This window comes from Ruegeria aquimaris (genome assembly GCF_025751555.1).
GTDB lineage: Bacteria > Pseudomonadota > Alphaproteobacteria > Rhodobacterales > Rhodobacteraceae > Ruegeria_B > Ruegeria_B aquimaris.
The window spans coordinates 250581-272712 of sequence record NZ_JAOWLB010000005.1 but is presented as its reverse complement, the minus strand read 5'-3'; the positions used below and the strand labels follow the sequence as shown (position 1 = coordinate 272712).

Below are 22132 nucleotides of genomic sequence, written 5' to 3'. Positions count from 1 at the left end.
TTGCCAAGGCGCCGGTCACGACCGAGGTGGTCCGCTTTTACTCCGCCCAATGGCCGGAAATTGCGCCGCCGTTGACATTTGCGCGGGACATCGTTCCCGAACGTCTTGGGGATGCGGCCTCACCTGATCACACGCCCATGGGCCGCAATACAAGCTCCGCAGCTTGACACGAGATGCGCGGCCCGGGCGCGACCGACCCTGAGCGATCTGGCCGCACTCAACGACAAGAAATCAAAGACATGTTTGCCCAACGTCACCCGGCGTATTACCGTAATGTACCGGCGGTCGGCTTCCGTCCGTCAACAACGGGAAATGGGCGCGCCATGTCGAAAGCAATAGGGGTGGACAGCGTAATCGATGCGCAGCTCGCAAAGGTCGTTGCCACCATTGGCGAATCCGGTTTTTTCGAAAAACTGGTCCGGTTTTGCGAACCCCTTTCAGGATGTTCCTCGACTGTCGTCGCTCAGTTCAAGACCGGCTCACGGCCACGCCATCTGTTCAACACGCTACGCTCACAAGATGAAGTGACAACCGTCAGGCCATATATCGACGGCCCCTATCTGCTCGATCCGTTCTACAGTCTGATGACTGAAGGTGCGCCCGACGGGGTCTACCGACTGTTTGAGATAGCGCCGGACGAATTTTCAGAAACCGAATATTACAATGTGTATTTCCGGCGCACACGGCTGCGCGAAGAGATCGGCCTGCTGATCCGGCTTGATCCGCAATCCCATCTTCTGGTTTCCTTTGGATCTCGGGAAAGCGACGGCAGCGACCCGGATTCGACCACGCTCAAACTACTTGAACCGCTGATCGGCGCCCTGTGCCGCAAACATTGGGAAGTCTGGCGCGCGCGCGAACCAGAGGGAGATGCGACTTTTGCCGCTTCGCTGGACAACGCCTACCGGAATTTCGGGCGCGATCTTCTCACCGATCGCGAGCGCGAGGTGATGATGTTGCTGCTCAAGGGCCATTCCAGCAAATCCATGGCGCGGGTATTGAATATCAGCCCGGAAACCATCAAGATCCACCGCCGAAATCTCTACAACAAGATTGATGTCGGCACGCAATCCGAGCTGTTTTCGGTTTTCCTGGAATCACTTGCGACGATACCGGTCGGGTCCGACGAAGACCCGCTGCAACGATATCACGGTGTTTGATCCCGCCTAACCCTTTGAGGGGAATGTCGAGGCAACCGCCAAATTCTAATCTGGGCCCAATACGCAGCCATGCTCCACAGGAACGGTTGTGTTGCGTACTATCTCGAAAATGGGGAGGAGCCCAAATGACCATGACCCAAACGGACACGCGGAGTTCGACGTTCCGCGACATCAATAAGCCCGCTTTTATGATCGCCGCCGCGGTCATCGTGATGCTGGCACCAAATGGTTTCAATTTCCTGCCGTTCATGCTTGGCGCCGCGGCCGAGGTCTTTGCCCTCACGCCAAGCCAGATCGAAACCATCACGCTGGCGGAACTGATGGGAACCAGCGCCGCCTCTCTGGTGTTTTCGCTTTATTTGATGCGTCGTTCAAACTGGCGCAAGCTGCTCTTTCTGGCTGGCACAGCACTTGTCGTGGGCAATCTCCTGAGCATCTACGCTACCAGCTATTCGGACCTTCTGGCCTATCGTGTGATCGCAAGCCTTGGCCAGGGTATCGGCTATGCGCTCGGCCTTGTCGGCATGAGCGTCACCGCGCATCCAGGCCGAAACTTTGGCCTGATGATGGGCGCGCTCAACATCTGGCTGCTTTTCTGGTTAATCATGGTGCCGGAACTGATGGCCGCCTATGGCTTGACCGCGTTGTTCCTGTTCTACGCCGGTGCCTCGGTTCTGGTGATCATCGCGGCCTATTGGTACCCCGACAACGGCCGGCTTGAACGCGACGCCCAGACCATCGAAGCTAATGACGGCGTAGTGCACACGTTCCGCACCTACATGTTCGGCGCCCTGCTGGTTCTGGGATCCTTCTTCATCTACAGCCTGAGCCTCGGCATCATCTATCCTTATGTCGAGATTCTTGGCGGCGCCATCGAAGGTGTCAACGCGGACAGCATCGGACTTGCTCTGGCCGGCGGCACGATCCTGGCCATTGTCCTTTGCTTCGGCGCGGCATGGCTGGATGAGCGCGTGAACCACGCCGCCTTCATCGGTATCGTTGCCGTCGCAAACGCCATCGTCGCCTGGCAGATGGCCGAGGCGCAGGACGCAACCACCTACTTGGTGATGGCCGGTCTCTATGTCGGTCTGTGGAACCTATACTATGCCCGTGCCTTCACCGCGATCGCGAATGCCGACCATTCCGGCTATGCCTCGTCCTTCGGTCCGGAAATTTCGGCAGCCGGTATCGCAATCGGCCCGATGATCGCCCAGGCCGCGACCATCTCTGGAGATTTCGCAGGACAGGTTATGGTCGGTGTCTATGCCATTGTCATCGGCGGCGTGGTCTGCATCTTCGGTATGACCCGAAAACCGAAAGTCTAAAGCCGGTTTTCACTGCGCCTTGGCTTTCCAAGGCGCAGTGAATTTCTGCGTAAAACTTATTGCTCACGATCTGACACATGCTCACCACCTCTCCAAGCATGGCCATCTTCAACGCCGGAGAATTAGTTGTTTCCTTTTCCAGCAACGCGCCCACGTTTGATGAGAACCAGTGCGATTAATGCCAGAATGAGACACTCTTCAACTCACAGGAGGGTTTCAACGATCCCTTGAATTGGTGGCCGGGGGATGGCCGGCGTGATCCCAATCTTCATCCGAAAGGTCATGCAGGTTGGGCTTCCCTCCGGCAACATGCCGGGATGATCAGCGAGCCAAAGTGTCCGTCAGGACCAAATCAGGTCTGGCTTCAGGAATTCTCTTTGAGCTGTTTTGCCCTGCTTTGCGCCAGGCGGTAGCTGTCACCGTTCATCTCAAGGATACTTACATGATGGGTCAGCCTTTCCAGCAAGGCTCCGGTCAGGCGCTCTGATCCGAATGTTTCGGTCCACTCGTCGAACGGCAGGTTGCTGGTGATCAGGATGGAACCGCGCTCGTATCGCTGAGAGATCAGCTCGAACAGCAGTTCTGCACCGGTCTTGCTGAGGGGCACGAAGCCCAGTTCGTCGATGATCAAGAGCTTCTGTTTTACCAGCTGCTTCTGGAGCCGCAGAAGCTGGCGCTAATCACGGGCCTCCATGAGTTCATGGACGATGGGGCCGCCGTGGTGAAGCGATCGGTCAGCCCCTTCTGGCAGGCGGCCAACTCTTCATGGATGGCCTCGAAAACAGCGCACGAAATCACTTCGCCGAAAGTCGTTCCAATTCAGCGACTTGAAGACCTTTGGCAAAACTTCCCCGGCTTCGTGGCAAACCGAAACCGGGGATTTGGCATAACTATGCCCGTATCGACATCTGGCCTGCCGGTTGGCATCCTAGCCGCACTTGGAATGACCGCAACTGCGGCAGGTCATGCAGCCCTCGATCATGACCATGTCGAACTGGCCGCAGCTGGGGCAGGCCTTGCCGCGCGGCGCATCGCCGTTCACCACCTGCGCCTGCGGGTCCGATTTCAGGCCCATGCCCTCGCCTTCGAGAAAGCCGATGGCGATCAGGTGCTGTTCGATCACGCCGCCAATGGCCGCCAGGATCGAGGGGATGTACTTGCCCTTGACCCAGGCACCGCCGCGTGGGTCGAACACGGCCTTCAGTTCTTCGACCACAAAGCTGATATCGCCGCCGCGCCGGAACACCGCCGAGATCATCCGGGTCAGCGCCACGGTCCAGGCAAAATGCTCCATGTTCTTGGAGTTGATGAACACTTCGAACGGTCGGCGGTGGCCGTTGATGATGATGTCGTTGATGGTGATATAGAGCGCATGCTCGCTGTCGGGCCATTTGATCTTGTATGTGTTGCCTTCGAGATGTTCGGGCCGGTCCAGTGGTTCGGACATATAGATGACGTCGCCACCTTCGAATTCATGCGGGGCATGGGCGCTTTCACCCGGCGCCTTGTCGGAACTTTCCGAGACAGTGAGGACCGAACCGGTCACATCATTGGGCCGGTAGGTGGTGCAGCCCTTGCAGCCCAGATCCCAGGCCTGCATGTAGACATCCTTGAAATCGTCGAACGAGATGTCCTCGGGGCAGTTGATGGTTTTGGAGATCGAGCTGTCGATCCATTTTTGCGCCGCCGCCTGCATCCGCACGTGATCGGCAGGCGCCAGCGTCTGGGCGTTGACGAAGTAGTCGGGCAGGGGGGCGTCGCCGAACTTGTCGCGCCACATCTGCACGGCGTAATCGACCACCTCTTCCTCGGTCCGGCTGCCGTCCTTTTGCAGCACTTTGCGGGTATAGGCATAGGCAAAGACCGGCTCGATCCCCGACGACACGTTGCCGGCATAAAGCGAGATGGTCCCGGTGGGCGCGATCGAGGTCAACAGCGCGTTACGGATGCCGTGTGTGCGGATCGCCTCGCGCACATCCGCGTCCATGGCGCGCATGGTGCCCGAGGCCAGGTATTTCTCGGCATCGAAGAGCGGGAAGGCGCCTTTTTCCTTGGCCAGCTCGACCGAGGCCAGATAGGCGGCGCGTGCAATGGCGTGCAGCCAGTCCTCGGTCTGCTTGGCAGCCTCGTCGCTGCCATAGCGCAGGCCCAGCATCAAGAGCGCATCGGCCAGCCCGGTCACGCCCAGCCCGATCCGGCGCTTGTTCTGCGCCTCGGCAGCCTGTTCCGGCAGCGGGAATTTCGAGGCATCGACCACGTTGTCCATCATCCGCACGGCGGTGGCGACCAGCTTTTGCAGCGCCTCGGGGTCAAGCTCTGCCGCGTCGTCGAACGGGTTCGTCACCAGCCGCGCCAGGTTGATCGAGCCCAACAGGCAGGCGCCATAGGGCGGCAGGGGCTGTTCGCCACAGGGGTTGGTGGCGGCGATGGTCTCGACATAGTTCAGGTTGTTGGCCGCGTTGATCCGGTCGATGAAGATCACGCCCGGCTCGGCATAATCATAGGTGGCCTGCATGATCTTGTTCCACAGGGTGCGGGCCTCGACCGTGTGATAGACCTTGCCGTCGAATTGCAACTCCCACGAGCCATCGGCCTTGACCGCCTCCATGAAGGCATCGGTCACCAGCACCGACATGTTGAACATGCGCAGGCGGGCGGGGTCGGATTTGGCGGCGATGAACTGTTCGATATCGGGATGGTCGCAGCGCATGGTCGCCATCATCGCGCCGCGGCGGGAACCGGCGGACATGATGGTGCGGCACATGGCATCCCAGACATCCATGAAGCTGAGCGGCCCCGAGGCGTCGGCGGCCACGCCTTTTACATCGGCGCCGCGCGGGCGGATGGTCGAGAAATCATAGCCGATGCCGCCGCCCTGCTGCATGGTCAGCGCTGCCTCTTTCAGCATCTCGAAGATGCCGCCCATGCTGTCGGGGATGGTGCCCATCACGAAACAGTTGAACAGCGTCACCCGCCGCGCGGTGCCCGCACCGGCGGTGATGCGCCCTGCGGGGAGGTATTTGAAGTCCTCCAGCGCCTCGTAAAACGTCTGTTCCCAATGGGTTGGGTCTTGCTCTACCTTTGCCAGATCGCGGGCGATCCGTCGCCAGCTGTCCTCGACCGTCTGGTCGATCGGGGTGCCGTCCGCCTGTTTGAAACGGTATTTCATGTCCCATATCTGCTCGGCGATGGGGGCGGCGAAACGGCTCATCGGATGATTCCCTCGTGCTGGAAGAGACATCCAGACTAAACCAAATGTGAGCATGGCCACAACAGCTTGATGCCCGGGTGGGGTGAGCTACAATATCAAGGCGGGACTCTGGACGACTCTGTGGGAAAGCTGTGGATAACTACGTCAATCTGATCAAGCTCAGCGTCGGGACGGAAAGCGTCGACAACCTGGCCGAATGGCAGGCGATGCGGCGGGCGCAGACGCCGGACGGGTTGCCGCGTCATGTCACCCGCATGTGGCCCAAACGCGAGAGCGAGATTCTAGCGGGCGGGTCGATCTATTGGGTGATCAAGGGGGTGATCCAGTGCCGTCAGCGGGTGCTGCGGATGGACGAGGTCACCGGACAGGACGGCACCCGGCATTGCGCGCTGGTGCTCGACCCCGAACTGCATCGCACCCATAGCACCCAGAAACGCCCGTTTCAGGGCTGGCGCTATCTGAACCCCGCCGACACGCCGCCGGATCTGCCCAAGGGGCGCGCGCAAGACGATGCGCTGCCCGAGGACCTGAACCGTGCCTTGGCCGAGATCGGGGTGATCTGAGCCTCAGCCGGTCCAGGGGCTGTGCCGCAGAATTTCGGCGAATTCCTCGACCAGCTGCGGAAACCGGGTTCGGGTGTGGATCAAGAGTGACACGCTGCGCTGCTGCTCCAGCCCGGCGATGGGGCGGAACGCCAGCTCTTTCGGCTGCACCTGCGCGACCGAGCGTGGCAGGATCGTCACCCATTTCCCCGTGCGCACCATCGCCAGCAACGAATGGGTGTTGTGCACGGTGATCCGGGCGCGGGGCAGGGCGGCGCTTATCTCGGGCGCCTCGATCAATGCGCACAGGTTGTTGCGGATGAAGCCCGAGGCAAGGATGGCGTCGATATCAGGCGGCTGTGGCTGTTGCGCCAGCGGATGACCGGGTGCGCAGAGCAGGCCAAAGGCATCCTCGAACAGGATCTCGCTTTCGACCCCGTTCAGAACCGGCCGGCCGGAGACAATGCCAAGATCGGCCTGCCCTTGCAGCATCGCGTCAACCACCCGGCCGCTGTCCATATCGCGCAGCTCCAGCTCCAGCGCGGGGTGGCGTTGCATCATCGTTTCGATCGCGTTTGGCAGCGCCAGGCCCGAGGCCGAGGGGATCGACGCCAGCCGCAGCAACCCCTGCGGTGCCCGCGCCGCCGCCTCGATCGTCTGTATGGTATCGTCGAACTGGCGCAGCTGCTGCTGGGCAAAGCGGAACACCTCTTGTCCCAGCGGGGTCAGCCGGTTCTTGCGCTCGCTTTCGAACAGGCACTGGCCCAGATGTTCCTCCAGCTGTTTCAGGGTCATTGACAGGGCCGACTGGGTCCGCCCCATCCGCATGGCCGCATCGGCCAGATTGCCCGTTTGCGCCACGGTACTGAAACAGCGCAGCATCTCGATCTTGATCATGATTTCAGAAATCCTGAAATTTCCTTAAGCAATTTAAGTTTGACCGATATGACGGGTGGAGTCCACCATGACCCAATTCATTCGAGGAACTGGGCCAGAGGCATGTCGGACGTAAAACTCAATCTCATCGCGGGCGAATGGCTGGCGGGCGAAGCTGAAATCGAAAACCGCAACCCGTCGGACCTGAGCGATCTGGTTGGCATGTTCGCCCAGGCCAGCGCCGATCAGCTTGACGCGACGCTGCACCAGGCCCGGCGCGCGCAGGCGGAATGGGCGACCTACGGGATGGAGCGCAAGCAGGCGGTGCTGATGGCCATCGGCACCGAACTGATGGCCCGGGCCGAGGAACTGGGCACGCTGCTCAGCCGCGAAGAGGGCAAACCGCTGGCCGAGGGCAAGGGCGAGGTCTATCGCGCCGGTCAGTTCTTTACCTATTACGCCGCCGAATGCCTGCGCCAGCTGGGCGAGAATGCCGATTCTGTGCGCCCGGGCGTCGAGATCGACGTGCGCCGCGAGGCGGTGGGCGTGGTCGCGGTGATCAGCCCGTGGAACTTTCCCACCGCCACCGCCTCGTGGAAGATCGCGCCGGCGCTTTGTTATGGCAATGCAGTGGTGTGGAAACCGGCCAATATCACCCCCGCCAGCGCCGTAGCGCTGACCGAGATCATTGCGCGTCAGGACATCCCCAAGGGCCTGTTCAGCCTGGTCATGGGCTCGGGTAGCAGCATCGGCCAGCGGCTGGTGGAAAGCCCGCTGGTCAACGCGATTTCCTTCACCGGCTCGGTGCCGGTGGGCAAGGGTATCGCATCCGCCGCGATCCAGAACCTGACCAAGGTGCAGATGGAAATGGGGTCCAAGAACGCGCTGGCGGTGATGGACGATGCCGATCTGGATCTGGCGGTGTCGCTGGCGCTTGGCGGGGCCTTTGGCGGCACCGGGCAGAAATGCACCGCAAGCTCGCGGCTGGTGGTCCATGCGGCCATCCACGACGCCTTTGTCGAGAAGCTGGTGGCGGGCGCCCAGGCGATGAAGGTGGGCCATGCGCTGGCCGAGGGCACCCAGATGGGCCCGGTGGTCAGCGCCCAGCAACTGTCCGAGAACCTCGCCTATGTCGATCTGGGCAAATCCGAGGGCGCCGAACTTGCCTGCGGCGGTCAGCGGCTGGAGATGCCGCAGGACGGTTTTTACATGTCTCCGGGCGTGTTCCTGAACACCACCACCACCATGCGCATCAACCGCGAAGAGATGTTCGCGCCGCTCACCAGCGTGATCAAGGTCGGCAGCTTCGACGAGGCGCTGAGTGTGGTGAACGACACCAATTTCGGCCTGACCTCGGGGATCGTGACCCGCAATCTGGCGCGTGCCACCCACTTCCGCCGCAATGCACGCACCGGGGTGGTGACGGTGAACCTGCCGACAGCAGGCACCGATTACCATGTGCCGTTCGGGGGGCGCGGTGACAGCTCTTACGGGCCGCGGGAGCAGGGCCGCGCGGCGGCCGAGTTCTATACCACGGTCAAGACGGCGTATATCAGCGCGGGGGCACCACAATGAGCTATCGCATCGACGGCCTGCAATATGCCAACTGGTCGGAAAAGATATTTCGCCAGCTGCGCGCGGGCCATGTCGATGCGGTGCATGTCACCATTGCCTATCACGAAAGCTTTCGCGAGACGGTCCTGAATTTCGAGAAATGGAACCGCTGGTTCGAGCAGTATCCCGACCTGATCATCAAGGGGCAATGGGCCGGCGATATCGACATCGCGCGCGAGACCGGGCGCACCGCGATCTTCTTCGGATTTCAGAACCCCAGCCCGATCGAGGACGATATCGGCCTGATCGAGATCCTGCATACGCTGGGCGCGCGTTTCATGCAGCTGACCTACAACAACCAGTCGCTGCTGGCGACCGGCTGTTACGAGGCCGAGGATACGGGCATCACCCGCATGGGCCGTCAGGTCATCAAGGAGATGAACCGGGTGGGGTTGGTGGTGGACATGAGCCATTCCGCCGACCGCTCGACCATCGAGGCCGCCGAGATATCGGAGCGTCCCATCGCCATCACCCATGCCAACCCGCATGACTGGGCGCCGGCCCTGCGCAACAAGCGTGATGACGTGATCCGTGCGGTGACCGAAAACGGCGGCATGCTGGGCTTTTCGGTCTATCCCCATCACCTCAAGGACAAGTCCGACTGCACGCTGGACAGCTTCTGCGAGATGATCGCGCGCACTGCCGAGCGGTACGGCGTCGACCATCTGGGGATCGGCACCGACCTGTGCCAGGACCAGCCCGACAGCGTGGTGGAATGGATGCGCACCGGGCGCTGGTCCAAGGAGATCGACTTTGGCGAGGGGTCCGCCAGCGCGCCGGGCTTTCCCCCGATGCCGCACTGGTTCCAGGACAATCGCGATTTTGGAAATATCGAGAACGGGTTGCGCGCGACCGGCCTGAGCAAGGACGAAGTGGCCGGGATCATGGGCGGGAACTGGTACAGGTTCTTTGCCCAGAACTTCGTCCCGCAAGGATAAAAGAGATGGACACCGCCCCGAACAGGCAAATCCAGCGCAGGGATCCGGCAACAGTCATGCGGCTGTCGCGGCTGGGGTCGTTGCATCAATGCCGCCTCAGCTTCATGCGCATCCTGACCCGGCGCATGGCGCACGAGAACTGGAGCTTCTCCCGCCCCGTGTTCCGCATCGACGCGGCGGGCGTGGGGTATGCCGTCTATACCGCGCAGGGGCCAGATCGCGCCTATTCGCTGGTGGCCTTTGCCCATGACCTGCCGCCGGAAATGCGCTCGGACCGGGTGATCGCAACCGCCTGGGATGCCACATTTACCCTGTTCGACGGGATCCCGACCGAGGACGACATCAACCGGCTGTCGCAGAACGTGCCGCTGCAAGAGGCGGGCCGGGTCAGCGAGTGCGAGATTTCGGTCAGCCGGGCCAACCGGTCTGTGCGGCTCTGGGCGCATGTGGTCGACGCGCTGGCGAGCGGGCAACAGCCCGACCGCGCCGAGATCGACAAGGTGGGCTATCTGATGCGCACCACCGCCGTCTATGGTTCAGGCAAGCTGGGCGCGGCGGATCGCGAGCAGATCGCCGACCGCCCCGAAATGCAGGTGCCGTTTCAGGCCGAGATGCTGTCGGTCTATCTGACCCGTGTCTTCGTGCGCGATCTGGTGCAGCACATGGCGCGGGCCAAGGGCGGCGAGGGCGCGGTCGATCTGGATCCGGAGCTGGCGCGGCGGATGGGGATCGGCAATTCCACCGGTCTGGGCATGGCGCCCTATATCGTCAACCACCCGGTCCTGTTCAACAACTGGGTCATGGCCCGCGAAGAGGCGATTGCACGCGTGCGCGGCGTCGCCACCGCCAGCCCAGACGCGGCCGCGCAGTTTCGCCAGATGCTTCGGCGCAGCGAGGTGTCGCTGGGCCAGTGGCGCTCGGAACACCCGATTCAACTGGCGAAACTGGGTGACCTGCGCCGCGACATGGAGGTGCTCTCGCGCCATGTGGCGGGCGACGACCTTTTGAACGATCAACCCTGGGACCGGCTGATGCGCTGGGCCGAGGGCGCGCTCAGCGAGGAGGGGCAGGAACTGATCGCCTCGCTGATCCTGGAACCCTATCCAGATCTGGTGGACGGTCTGGCCAGCTGCATGGCCGATGGCAATCCGGGTGCGTTTCGCATCGACGGTGCCATGCCGATCTCGGAACTGCGCGCGCTGATCGCGGCCAGCTACGCCTGGGCCTTTGACCTGGACTGGTCGGCGCCCGAGAATTGCGCCCGCGCCTGGTATGTGTCCGAGGAGAAGCTGGAGCCGCGTCTGGGTGAGCGGTTCGACGAGCCGATCGCCGAGTATGAACAGCCGCTGGCCCCGGCCCGCGATGCGGCGGCGGCCCATGCCGCGCTGGCCGATTGGGACGGTGCCCGTCCGGTGGCGGAATTCCTGCTGGCCCATCCCGAACACCGCCACACCGTGCGCCGTGCTCAGATGAGCCGAGTGGCCCCCTATGGCGAGATCCACGACAACACGATCAGCGCCTCGGTGCTGCCCATCAACATGCTGCGGGCGAAACTTGCCTTCTTTGGCGCCATCCATTTCGACCCCCGTTCGGATCGCTGGGTGCGGATCTGCATGTATGCGGGTGCGCCATACCCCGAGGATCTTTCGCCCGAGACCGCCGATGACTGGGTCTATCCGGAGGTTCCGGCATGAGTTTCTCTCTCAACGAGATCGAGGCCACCGCCAAGCGCGCCACGCGCGGCGCGGGCTATCCCTGGGGTCTCGCCGAAGAGGCCGCCAAGGCCACGCGCTGGCTGGCTGCCCATGATCTGGATGCCTGTGCCGAACTGGCCGCGCTGCTGACCCGGATCGACGGGGTGCCGCTTGCCGATCTTTCTCCCTTCCCAATGGGCACGACCTGGGTCGCGCCCGGCGGCACGCTCTGCCCGCTGGCGTCGGGGGCGGCGCTTTCGGACCGTGCGGCAGAGCTGTCCGATGCAGGGTTTCGGCTGGAACAGGTGGTCCGGCCCGCGCTGCTGGTGCCCTTTGCCGCGCTGATCGCACAGCAGAACCGTCGCCCGGTCACCCTGCGCTGGCAGGGCGGCGGTGCCGTCACCGACGGCACGGCGCTCGACCTTTGCGGCACGGCGCTGGACCTTGCGCCTCTGGTCGAGGTGACACCGGGCGGCCAGATCGACGTCGCGACACCGATCCGCAGCCGCGCCCAACCCGCGCCCGAGGCCTGGGCCACCCTGAACCGTTTCGCCCATCGCACCTATGCCCCCGCAACCGAGGAATCCCGGTTGAAGGGCGCGGGCGCGGGGCTTTCCGACAATGACTGAAGCGAGGACGCCATGACAGCAACCAAGACCCTGAGCCTGGACGAGATCGAAGATCTGAGCTTTCGCGCATTGGTGGCCGCTGGCACCTCCGAGGCCAATGCCCGGCCATTGGCCGTGGCCACCGCCGCGACCGAGGCCGACGGTATCGCCAGCCACGGGTTGCTCTATATCCCGATCTATTGCGAGCATGTGCAATGCGGCAAGGTCGACGGTCAGGCCGAGCCCCGGCTCGACCGTCCCGCGCCCTCGGCGTTGACCGTGGATGCGGCGACCGGCTTTGCCCATGCCGCCATCGACCTCGGCTTTGACCAGTTGATGCCGCTGGCGCGCAGTCAGGGCGTTGCCGTTCTGGCGGTCCGCAACAGCTATAACTGCGGTGTGCTGGGGTATCACACCGCCCGTCTGGCCCGCGAAGGGCTGGTAGGGCTGGGCTTTACCAACGCGCCCGCTTCGATCGCGCCCTCGGGGGGCTCGAAACCGGTGGTCGGCACCAACCCGTTCTCGCTGGCGGTGCCGGGCGCGGATGGCGAACCGGCGATCCTGATCGACCAGAGCGCCAGCACCATCGCCAAGAGCGAGGTGATGAAACGGGCCCGCGAGGGCAGGCCGATCCCGGTCGGCTGGGCGCTGGATGCCGAGGGCAACCCGACCACCGACCCCGAGGTCGGGTTGAAAGGCTCGATGGCGCCGTCGGGCGGTTACAAAGGTGTGGGGGTGGCCTTGCTGGTCGAAACCATGGCCGCCGCGCTGACCGGTGCCACACTGGGAATCGACGCTTCGCCGTTTTCCGGCACGGCGGGCGGGCCGCCGCGCACCGGCCAGTTCTTTATCGCGATCGACCCGGGGGCAACCTCGGGCGACCGGTTTGCGCCGCTGGTGGCGCGCCTGTGCGACGCGGTACACGGTCAGGACAACGCCCATCTGCCAGGCGATGGTCGGCGGGCACGCCGCCTCCACGCACAGAGTCATGGGGTCTCCGTCAACTGTGCCACGTTGGAGCGGATTGAGAAGATCATCGAGGCATAAGCTGCATTTCAAAGTCGCATATGCGCTGAAAACCATCGGTCCTGTGTCGCTCTGACCGCTGTGGGACCGCTAAGACAACCAAATTCTTGCGTCAGGGAGGGCTGCATGTCAATAAAACCACCGTTTACCGAGATCGAGGTCAAAAGGGCCGCGTCCGGTTTCTATCAGGGGCACAGCGTCGAAATTGCTCTGCTCTCAAAAGCGATCATGGTCGGTCTGGTGCTCTGGGCCCTGGTCTGGCCTGCCAATGCCAATGGCGTCCTTGGCAGCCTGAACTGGCGCCTGCTGGAGGATTTCAACGTCTTCTACATCGTCATTGTTGGCTTCTTTGCCGTGTTCCTGTTCGTTCTGGCGGCGCTGCCGCAGACCGGCAAGCGGATCATGGGACGGCCCGGCGAGGGCACCGAGTTCTCGAACTTTTCGTGGTTCTCGATGATGTTCGGGGCCGGTCTGGGCGTTGGCCTGATGGTGTTCGCCACCGCCGAACCGCTGGGCCTGTGGGGATCGAACCCGGTTGTTATCTCGGGCGCGGTTCAGGGCAATACCGAGGACGCGCTGCAATCGGCCTATCGCTACACCTTTGCCCACTATGGCTTTCATGCCTGGGCGATCTATGTGGTGACCGGGCTGGCGCTGGCCTATTACGCCTACACCCGTGACATGCCGCTGACCATCCGCTCGGCGCTGACTCCGCTCTTCGGTCCCTTGATGAACGGGATTCTGGGCCATGTTGTCGACGTACTGGGCGTGGTCGCGACCATCCTGGGCGTATCGGTGACCATCGGCTTTGGTGTCTCGCAGTTCATCGATGGCATGTACGCGATCACCGGCATGCAATGGATGATGGACATGACCGGCGAAGCGCCTGCACCGGGCACTGTCGGCCTGATCGCCGGACTGTTGGTGATCATGGGACTGTCGATCGTGTCGGCGGTGTCGGGCGTGGGCCGTGGGGTGAAATACCTGTCGAACCTCAACCTGGTCCTGTCGTTGGTCCTGCTCTTCACCTTTGTGCTGTTCGGCTCGTTCCTGTTCGCCATGACAACCTATGCCTCGGCGCTGGTGGACTATCTGATCCACTTCCTGTCGATCAGCTTCGGCGCCTATGGCCCGCAGGATCCGGCAGCATTCGCTGCCGCCCTGCCGGCCGAGGCCGCCCCCTATGCCGATGCGCTGCGCGGCGGGGCGACCAATGCCTGGGGCTCGTTCGAAGGGTTCAAGTCGGGTCTCGAAGGTGAAGCCGCCGCGCTCTCCGACGAGGTTCTGGCCGCGGCCTATGCCGCGGGTGAGCCGGGCCGTCAGTTCGGCTGGCAGGCCGGCTGGACCACCTTCTACTGGGCCTGGTGGATCGCGTTTTCGCCCTTCGTGGGTCTGTTCCTGGCGCGGATCTCGCGCGGTCGCACGGTGCGTGAGTTCATCGTCGGCTGCCTGTTCGCCCCGGCGCTGGTCTGCTTTGCCTGGATGACCATCCTGGGCGGTACCGCCATTGATCTGGAACTGACCGGCGGCGCCAATGGCGCCATCATCGGCGCGTCCAACACCGCCAAGCTGTTCGTGACCCTGGGCCAGATGCTGTCGGGCGGGTTCCTGTCGGCGATCACGGTGATGTGCGTGGTGCTGATCATGACCTTCCTGGTCACCTCGGCGGACTCGGGCATCCTGGTGATGAACACGATCATGTCGGGTGGCGATCAGGAAGTCGGCAACAAGCACAAGATCGTCTGGGGCGTGATCCTGACCGCGGTGATCGGTACGCTGCTGATCGCGGGTAAGACCAATGGCGGCGCCGACCCGATGGAGGCGCTGAAGAGCGCGATGATCATCGGTGCTCTGCCCTTTACCGTGGTGATGGGGCTGATGTGCGTGTCGCTGGTCAAGGCGCTTTATCGCGATGGAAAACGTGAAAAGCTGGGCCTGACCGTGGGCAAGCCGGCCGAGTAACAGATAAACTGCCGGGCGGTTCGCCGCCCGGTCGTGGTCAGAACAGACGGGCCTGCGCCGCATCGGTGCAGGCCCGTTTCGCTATCTGGGACATGCAGCCGCCAACAGGTCGCGCAAGGTGGTTAGGGCCGGGGCCATCTCGATCTCGGTAAAGGCGCAGAACCCGAGGACCAGCCCGTTTGTTTCCGGCTTCCCGGTGGAATAGCGCGACAGCGCCTCTACCGTCAGGCCCGCCTGTGCTGCCCGGGTTGCGATCTCGGTGTCGCGGCAGCTTTCGCGCAGATGAAGAACCGCCTGCATACCGGCCTGGTGGTCGACCGCATGACCATAGGGTTCGAACTCACGCGCCAGCCGGTCAAACAGATAGCGCCGACGTTCGGCATAGATACGACGTACCCGGCGCAGGTGGCGGTAGAACTCTCCCGAAGTCATGAATTCGGCCAGAACCTGCTGTGGCATTGAACTCGCGTGCAGGCCAAAGCGGCGGAGTGTCGCGCGGAACGGGTCGATGAGTGTCTCCGGGACGACAAGATAGCCAAGGCGAAGCGCGTTCGAGAAGATTTTGGAGAAGGAGCCGACATAGATCGTGCAGCCCAGCCTGTCACCCCCGGCCATGGCGGGTATAGGTCGACCGGCATAGCGAAACTCGCTGTCGTAATCATCCTCGACAATCCACCCGCCCGAGGCATGCGCCCAGTTGACAAAGGCACGGCGCCGGTTGGGCGACATGGCCCCGCCAAGCGGATACTGATGCGAAGGCGTCAGAATGGCCAAACGGGCGTTGGCGTCAGGGTCGGGCAGGGCGGCGCCTTCGACGCCAACCGGCAGCAGGACAGACCGTAGACCCTGGGCCGCGGCAAACGCCGCCAGCGGTGGATAACCGGGCGATTCGAGGGCGATGCAATCGCCCGGTTCCGCAAGGGTCCGCATGCACAGCTCCAGCCCATCCGTGGCCCCGGCTGTCACGATCACCTGATGTGGCCCCGCATCGATACCACGCCAATCCCGCAGATGAGCGGCAATGGCGTTGCGCAAGGCGGGGTTTCCAAACCGGTCCCCGGCGCTGAACATTGCCTGCGGGTTCGAGCGGCACAGCCGGGCCACGGTCTTGGCCCATTGCCTGTAGGGAAACAACCGCATGTCCGGAGTCCCGGCAACAAAGGGGCGCGGGTCCGCCGAAGTCTGTAGGGTGGACACGGGGGGCGCACTTGGTCGGGCCGACAGTTCGACCTCGCCCATGGCACAGACCAGATAGCCCGATCCTTGCCGCGCCTTCAGGTAGCCCTCGGCCACCAACTGGTCATAAGCGGTGACCACGGTCGACCGTGACACGCCCAGTTCCGTGGCCAAGGCCCGCGTCGGCGGCATCTGGCTGCCGGCCGGCAACTGGCCGGAACCCGCGCGGGACCGGATCGCGGCGCAAATCTGCTCGAAGATCGGCAAGGGGTTCTGACGGTCGATGGATATGGCGGGCCAGGATGTTTGCGGCATGAAATTGGTCAGCTGATTTGATTTGATACTGGATGTTAACGGAGGGCCGATTTGCCTGCAAACAGGACAAAACGAGATGAAGGTGGAACATGGATCACAGCATCAATCATCTGGGCCAGCCCATCGGGTTTGCCCTGCCCGAATGGCAGGCGTGCCCGCGCCCGGACCGGCGGGTGCTGGCGGGGCGCTTCGCCCGGCTTGAGCCGCTGGATGCCGCGACGCATGGCAACGACTTGTGGAGCGCCTTTGCCGCCGATGCCGAGGGTCGCTGCTGGACCTACATGCCCTTTGGTCCGTTCGACGAGCAGGCGGGCTTCACGGCGTTTCTCGCGGCGATGAGCCAAGGTGACGATCCGGTCTATTACGCCATTGTCGACCAAGCGCGTGGCACGACGGTTGGAATCGCCAGCTTCATGCGTATTCAACCGGAACATGGGGTAATCGAGGTGGGCGGCATCGCCTATGCACCCGCGCTGCAAAGGACGCCCGCAGCGTCCGAGGCGATGTTTCTGATGATGGCGCATGCCTTCGACGATCTTGGCTATCGCCGCTATGAGTGGAAGTGCGACGCGCTCAATGCGGCCTCGCGCAGGGCCGCGGCGCGCTTGGGGTTCAGCTATGACGGTCTGTTCGAGCAGGCCATCATCTATAAGGGACGCAACCGCGATACCGCCTGGTTTTCGGTCCTCGACCGGGACTGGCCAAAGGTGAAGCGGGGCTTTGAAACCTGGCTCTCGCCGGAAAACTTCGATGCCGCTGGCACGCAGCGGCGCGGACTGGAGGCATGCCGGGCCTAGGCCCGGCGCACCTCGACGAAGGTTTCATTGTACACCGCCCCACGCTCGATATCGGCGCGCAGGTCGGCCGGGATCAGCGCATTCACGGTCAGGCCGGTGGCAGAGCTTTGCCGCCATGTTCCCTTTGGGCTGTAGAGTACGCCGGGGCGGGTTGCATCGGTCACCGAGAGCACCAGTTCAACGGCGCCACGGGCGTTGCTGACACGCACCCGCTCGCCATCCGACAGACCAAGCCGCCCGGCATCCTCGGGGTGCATCTCGACCTGTTCGGGGCCAAGGCTGTCAATGTGACTGCCAAAGGTCGCATTGGTCCGTTTTGTCGAGCTGGGGCTGATCAGGGTAAAAGGCAGATCGGGGGTAGCGGGCCGATAGACCGGCAGGCCGCATCCGAACCGCTGTTCCAGGTCCTGGCTGAACAGCTCGATCCTGCCCGAGGGCGTTGCCGGCAAGACAGTGTCGCACATGATCAGCGGCGCGCCGTCCCGACGGCCCATGTCCAGCGCGCGATCGGTGGGCAGGGCGCTGGGCGCGATACCTTCAAGCCGAGGGTCGGCGCCATTCATCGCCTGATCCATCAGCGCCTCATCCGTGTCCCGGAACTCTGGCTCGTCATATCCGAACCGCGTCGCCAAGCGGCGGAAGATCTCGGTATTGGGAAGGCTCTCGCCCACCGGCGGAATGACCGGCTCGGCCCGTTGCAGCCATGTCTGGCCATAGGCGCCATAGATGTCGGCGTACTCAAAATGGCTCGCGGCGGGCAGAACGACGTCGCAACAGGCCATGCTGTCGGTCATCACCACATCCGCGCCAACGATGAACAGGTCCTCGCGCTCCAGCCCGCGCAACAGGGCGGTCTGGTCGGGGTGGGTTGCGACCGGGTTGTGATTGTAGATCATCAGCGCCTTGACTGGCGGGTCCAACGTCTCGTCGAGCAGCTTCTCGGCGACGTCCACGATATTGAACACGCGTGTCCCGGGCCGCTTCAGGTGGTCGCCGTGCAGGCGCGCCGTGGTGCGCGGAAAGGCCGAGCCCGGCTTGGCGACGACGCCCGCGCCGGCTCGCCCGTGCTGGCCCATGAGCGCGTTGAGTGCCATCGCCGCGCGCAATCCCGAACCGCCGGAACAGCCGCGCTCGATCCCGTTTCCCAGCGAGGTCGCCATGTTTCGCGCCCTGGCGATCCAATCCGCCAGCATGTGAAACTGAACCGCGGTCAGCCCACAGGCATGTTCGACCTCTGCCACGCCAAAACCGCGCGCCTGCTCCAGATAGAGATCGGCCCCGGCCACCCATTGGTTGATGAAGGCCATATCCAGCACCTGACGCCGCTCCAGCTCGGCGGCCAGCGCCAGCGCCAGGACCACATCGGTGCCGGGGTGGATTTGCAGGAACAGGTCGCATTGCTCGGCCAGCTTGATCCGCTTGGGGTCGATCACCACGACCCGGCCACCTGCCGCCCGGACCTGTTTCAACACCCGCATCAGGTGAAGGTTGGAGACGGTGACATTGTTGCCCCAGACCAGAACCAGATCGGCCTGCGCCGCCTGTTCCGGCGGCATCCCCGGGGCAGGGCCGAACAGGCTGGCATAGGCGGTACCGCGGACGCCGCCACACAGTGGCCCGCGATCCAGCATCGTCGCGCCCATCCGGTAAAAGAACCGCCGGTCCATCGAGCCGCCGGCCAGCTCGCCATGCGGGCCTGCATAGTTGAAGGGTAGAACGGATTGCGGCCCGTGCTCGTCGATCGCGCGGGAGAAACCATCATGGACCAAATCCAGGGCTGTGTCCCAATCGATTGGCTCGAACCTGCCCGACCCGCGTGGGCCGATACGCCGCAACGGCCGGGTCAGGCGGCTCTTTCCATGAACGAAATCCGGATAGTAGCGCGCGACCTTGTTGCAGATCACGCTGGCGGTATACGGGTTGGCGCCGCTTCCCGCCACCTTTGTTATCCGCGCGTTTTCAACGGTGACCGACAGGCTGCATGTGTCGGGGCAATCCAAGGGGCAGACAGAGGGCAATTTCATCAAAATTGTGATCCTGAGTTTGGGTATCTGTAGGTGGAACCGGCTTAAGTGGATGTTACCGGAAGAGGATTGCCAGAAAACCGCCAGTATGAGTTAAAATGAGCAGACCAATTTTCGAAAACTTGCCATTTGTCCCTGCAAGGATGAAGCATTCCGGACCCCTAAGGCAGTGGTGAACCAAGGGTCAGACCGCCGGAGCACCCCGGGTGAGACTTCAAGAACACGTTTTAAGGGATTGGAAACATAGTTCTTCCCCTGAGTCGGAAAATTTGTTAGACCGACGTCAATAATAAAAATGAGGCAGGCAGTCGGTAAATGAAAACGGGCTTTCGTGGCACGTTCGTCATTTCCTGGTCGCAAACAGATCTAGATGGACTTGAGGGGGCTCCTCTTGACGCGCTGACCGCTGGGGCGGTCTGGTCTTGGCGCGGTGAGGCCGTTCAGGTGGATGGACCCAATGGGCTGTTGCGGCTGGACCGGGCGGACGGAGAGGATGCGTTGCGCAGACGCGCGGCGCGCAAGGTTAGGCGATTGGTTGGCGCAGCGGTTCAGAACCGAACCGACATAGATGCGGTCGAGGTGGACGATCCATTGATGGATCAGAGCTTTGTCGTCACGAATGGTGCGCGCAGCTATACCGTCACGCTGATCGAAACCGGAAACGGCTCGCTTCCGTTGCTGATGTTTGTCGATGACATCCCCCCTCGGAGTACCGATCTTTGGGTCGTGCATTGTGGCCTGAACACAGGCGAGCCCAAGACGGTGGAGCGGCAGGCGGGCGGCGTGATCTGTTTTACCCCGGGTACAAAGATCGCGACCCCGACCGGCCCGCGGTTGATCGAGGAGTTGCGCGAAGGCGACAGGGTGCAGACCCGCGACAGCGGCCCACAACCTATCGAGTGGATCGGGCAGCGGCGAATGACCGGCGCGCGGCTGTTTGTGATGCCGCATCTGCGACCGATCCGCCTGCGAGTCGGAGCGCTGGGCATCGACCGGCCTGACGCCGAGTTGCTTGTGTCGCCGGAACACCGGATGCTGTTGCGGGGGCCGGTGGCGCAGGCCCTGTTCAACTCCAGTGAAGTGCTTGTCCCGGCCCGGGATCTGGTCAATGACTCGACCATCACCGTCGATCTGATGTCGCGTGAAGTGACATATATCCATCTGCTCTTGCCCAGCCACCAGATCCTGTGGGCAAACGGGATCGAGACCGAAAGCTTCCATCCGGCCAATGCCGCCCTGTCGGCCCTGACCGAGACGGATCGGCGGCGATTGCTGCGCCAGAAGCCAGAGCTCGAGACTGATCCCTATGGATATGGCGGCTTTGCGCGCCGGAATCTGACGCCGACCGAGGCCGCGTTGCTGATGTACGAAGCGGCCTGAACACTTAGGTGGCCGCGTGCGGGTCAAAGCCCTAGACGTTCAAGGCCTGCCTTGTGCGCGGTACTGGCGTTCTCGGGCTCGGCAAACGCGCGGACATCCGAAGGTTTCAGGCAGACCGGGCAACCCAGGCTGGGAGAGGCGATACCCGGCAGCCGCATCCCATCACGATGCCGGGCCCGTAACACCTGATGCAACCGGGCGACCGGTTGCGCGTTTCCATTGTGCTCTGGCGCGACGATCCGCACCTGTTCGCGCGCCACGCTCAGCAGAATGGCTTGCAAGGCCTTACGATTGTCAAAGCCTGATTTGGTGACGAAATCGCCAAGCGACATCGGCCCATTGGAAAGGACGTCGCTCACTTCGCGATTGATATCGGCGGTGAGCGGAAAGTCGTCCCTGCTTTGCGCCACATCGTGCTCTTCGTCGAGAAGCGGTGGCCAAAAGGCGACTGTCATCGCTTTGAGGCGCCTGTTCCGCTCGGCCCCGCTGAGCCGTGGCGCGCCGCGTGCGAAGAGGTCCGCCCGGAAGCTGCGCTTGGATGCCAGATCGCGGGCGGTCTCCCCCCAACCGGCCTTGGCCGCCTCGGTGACAAAGGTGAGCACCTTGTCGCGAAACCGCAGGATGTCGAATTGTTCGGCCAGATCGCAGGGTGTGGCAAAGGTCAGTTTGGCCGGGGCGAGGGCCGTCTGTAGATCCGACAGCCAGACCGGGCGGCCGTATTCCGCCCCAAGATCATGTGCAAGGTAGAGATCCGGCAGCGACGACAACAGGCCCCACATCTTGGTCACGCCCGGGGGTTCAACCGCCTCAAGCCACTGTGTCACGGCATTGCGGGCGGCATCGTAACCGGCCGCGCCCGCCAGCTTGGGCACCGTGCGGAACAGGTGGCGTATCGGTTCGGGGGCGGCCCAGCCAGCGGCGGCGGCATATCCGAAATAGGCAATACCGCCGGGTTTCAGCCATCGGCCCAGCACCTCGACCAATTCGTTCTGAACCTCGGGGGCCACCCATGTCCACACACCGTGCAAGGCGGCATAGTCAAAGGGTTCGGGATCTTTCTCGCCGAGCAGTTCGCCAAACGCGGCCTCGCGGATGGTGATGTTGTTCAGGCCCGCGTCCTCGATCAGCGCGCGGGCGGTCGCGACATGTTCGGGCATGAAATCCACGCCCAGAAACTCTGCCTCGGGGTGCAGGGCCGCCAGCAGGATCAGATTGAAGGCAGAGCCGCAGCCGAATTCGACATAGCGGAACCGGTCGCCGTTGCGTGGTGGTCGGTAGCCCGCGACGGTCAGCGAAAGGTCCATCATGGCGGGCGCTGCATTGGGTTGCGCGGTGTCGAAATAGGCCGCCCGCGCCTGATATCCGCGGGACCAGTCGGTTGAGGTTGCCAAGGTCGCTCCGGTTCACATATCTGGATCGTGCCGCCGGTACTCAGGTGGAATACCTGTTTGCGGACATGGCACATGGCCGCAGCCTAGCACGGT

16 protein-coding genes and 1 pseudogene are annotated in these 22132 nt (G+C 63.0%); 11 read left to right on the top strand and 6 right to left on the bottom strand.

Going from position 1 to position 22132, the window contains the following annotated elements:
- Window positions 1–239: 239 nt before the first annotated feature.
- On the top strand, window positions 240–1160 hold the full coding sequence (locus OE747_RS10275; protein ID WP_263828509.1) for a helix-turn-helix transcriptional regulator: 921 nt from the start codon (window positions 240–242) through the stop codon (window positions 1158–1160).
- 125 nt (window positions 1161–1285) lie between these two features.
- The gene (locus OE747_RS10270; protein ID WP_263828508.1) at window positions 1286–2485 is read left to right on the top strand and encodes an MFS transporter; all 1200 of its coding nucleotides are present in this window, start codon (window positions 1286–1288) and stop codon (window positions 2483–2485) included.
- Window positions 2486–2849: 364 nt separating this feature from the next.
- Here OE747_RS10270 and OE747_RS10265 read toward each other — a convergent pair.
- Window positions 2850–3244, bottom strand: a pseudogene (locus OE747_RS10265) (ATP-binding protein); the annotation flags it as partial.
- Window positions 3245–3413: 169 nt separating this feature from the next.
- A complete protein-coding gene (locus OE747_RS10260) occupies window positions 3414–5696 on the bottom strand; it encodes an adenosylcobalamin-dependent ribonucleoside-diphosphate reductase (RefSeq protein ID WP_263828507.1) in 2283 nt (760 codons plus the stop codon).
- 131 nt (window positions 5697–5827) lie between these two features.
- Between OE747_RS10260 and OE747_RS10255 the strand changes: the two genes are divergently transcribed.
- Window positions 5828–6259: a DUF1489 family protein gene (locus OE747_RS10255; RefSeq protein WP_263828506.1), complete on the top strand. Its 432-nt coding sequence runs from the start codon at window positions 5828–5830 to the stop codon at window positions 6257–6259.
- 3 nt (window positions 6260–6262) lie between these two features.
- Here the strand turns inward: OE747_RS10255 and OE747_RS10250 are convergent, their stop codons facing one another.
- On the bottom strand, window positions 6263–7135 hold the full coding sequence (locus OE747_RS10250) for a LysR family transcriptional regulator (RefSeq protein ID WP_263828505.1): 873 nt from the start codon (window positions 7133–7135) through the stop codon (window positions 6263–6265).
- 102 nt (window positions 7136–7237) lie between these two features.
- On the opposite strand from OE747_RS10250, the gene OE747_RS10245 reads away from it, so the two are divergent.
- From OE747_RS10245 to OE747_RS10220, 6 genes are all read left to right on the top strand, one after another.
- Window positions 7238–8689 carry an aldehyde dehydrogenase family protein gene (locus OE747_RS10245; RefSeq protein WP_263828504.1) on the top strand — a complete coding sequence of 484 codons (1452 nt, stop codon included), beginning with the start codon at window positions 7238–7240 and terminating at the stop codon, window positions 8687–8689.
- Complete coding sequence (locus OE747_RS10240) at window positions 8686–9666, top strand: dipeptidase (RefSeq protein WP_263828503.1); 981 nt, start codon at window positions 8686–8688, stop codon at window positions 9664–9666. Before OE747_RS10245 ends, OE747_RS10240 begins: the two co-directional genes overlap by 4 nt.
- A gap of 5 nt (window positions 9667–9671) precedes the next feature.
- Entirely contained in the window at window positions 9672–11360 is a 1689-nt protein-coding gene (locus tag OE747_RS10235; RefSeq protein ID WP_263828502.1) for a hypothetical protein, read from the top strand.
- Window positions 11357–11989 (top strand): DUF3726 domain-containing protein, encoded by a 633-nt coding sequence (locus OE747_RS10230; protein WP_263828501.1) that lies wholly within the window; start codon window positions 11357–11359, stop codon window positions 11987–11989. The genes OE747_RS10235 and OE747_RS10230 overlap by 4 nt, the downstream gene beginning before the upstream one ends.
- A gap of 12 nt (window positions 11990–12001) precedes the next feature.
- The gene (locus tag OE747_RS10225; RefSeq protein WP_263828500.1) at window positions 12002–13015 is read left to right on the top strand and encodes an Ldh family oxidoreductase; all 1014 of its coding nucleotides are present in this window, start codon (window positions 12002–12004) and stop codon (window positions 13013–13015) included.
- 105 nt (window positions 13016–13120) lie between these two features.
- Window positions 13121–14956 (top strand): BCCT family transporter, encoded by a 1836-nt coding sequence (locus OE747_RS10220; RefSeq protein ID WP_263828499.1) that lies wholly within the window; start codon window positions 13121–13123, stop codon window positions 14954–14956.
- A gap of 81 nt (window positions 14957–15037) precedes the next feature.
- Here OE747_RS10220 and pdxR read toward each other — a convergent pair whose 3' ends face one another.
- Window positions 15038–16447, bottom strand: coding sequence for a MocR-like pyridoxine biosynthesis transcription factor PdxR (gene pdxR / locus OE747_RS10215; RefSeq protein WP_263828498.1), 1410 nt, complete (start codon window positions 16445–16447; stop codon window positions 15038–15040).
- A gap of 89 nt (window positions 16448–16536) precedes the next feature.
- Here pdxR and OE747_RS10210 point away from each other — a divergent pair, with 89 nt between their 5' ends.
- Window positions 16537–17244 carry a GNAT family N-acetyltransferase gene (locus OE747_RS10210; protein ID WP_263828497.1) on the top strand — a complete coding sequence of 236 codons (708 nt, stop codon included), beginning with the start codon at window positions 16537–16539 and terminating at the stop codon, window positions 17242–17244.
- On the opposite strand, the gene OE747_RS10205 is transcribed toward OE747_RS10210, so the two are convergent.
- Window positions 17241–19268, bottom strand: coding sequence for a molybdopterin-dependent oxidoreductase (locus OE747_RS10205; RefSeq protein ID WP_263828496.1), 2028 nt, complete (start codon window positions 19266–19268; stop codon window positions 17241–17243). The genes OE747_RS10210 and OE747_RS10205 overlap by 4 nt on opposite strands.
- A 315-nt stretch (window positions 19269–19583) precedes the next feature.
- Between OE747_RS10205 and OE747_RS10200 the strand changes: the two genes are divergently transcribed.
- Complete coding sequence (locus tag OE747_RS10200) at window positions 19584–20648, top strand: Hint domain-containing protein (protein WP_263828495.1); 1065 nt, start codon at window positions 19584–19586, stop codon at window positions 20646–20648.
- 23 nt (window positions 20649–20671) lie between these two features.
- On the opposite strand, the gene OE747_RS10195 is transcribed toward OE747_RS10200, so the two are convergent.
- Window positions 20672–22039, bottom strand: coding sequence for a class I SAM-dependent methyltransferase (locus tag OE747_RS10195; RefSeq protein ID WP_263828494.1), 1368 nt, complete (start codon window positions 22037–22039; stop codon window positions 20672–20674).
- Window positions 22040–22132: the final 93 nt, after the last annotated feature.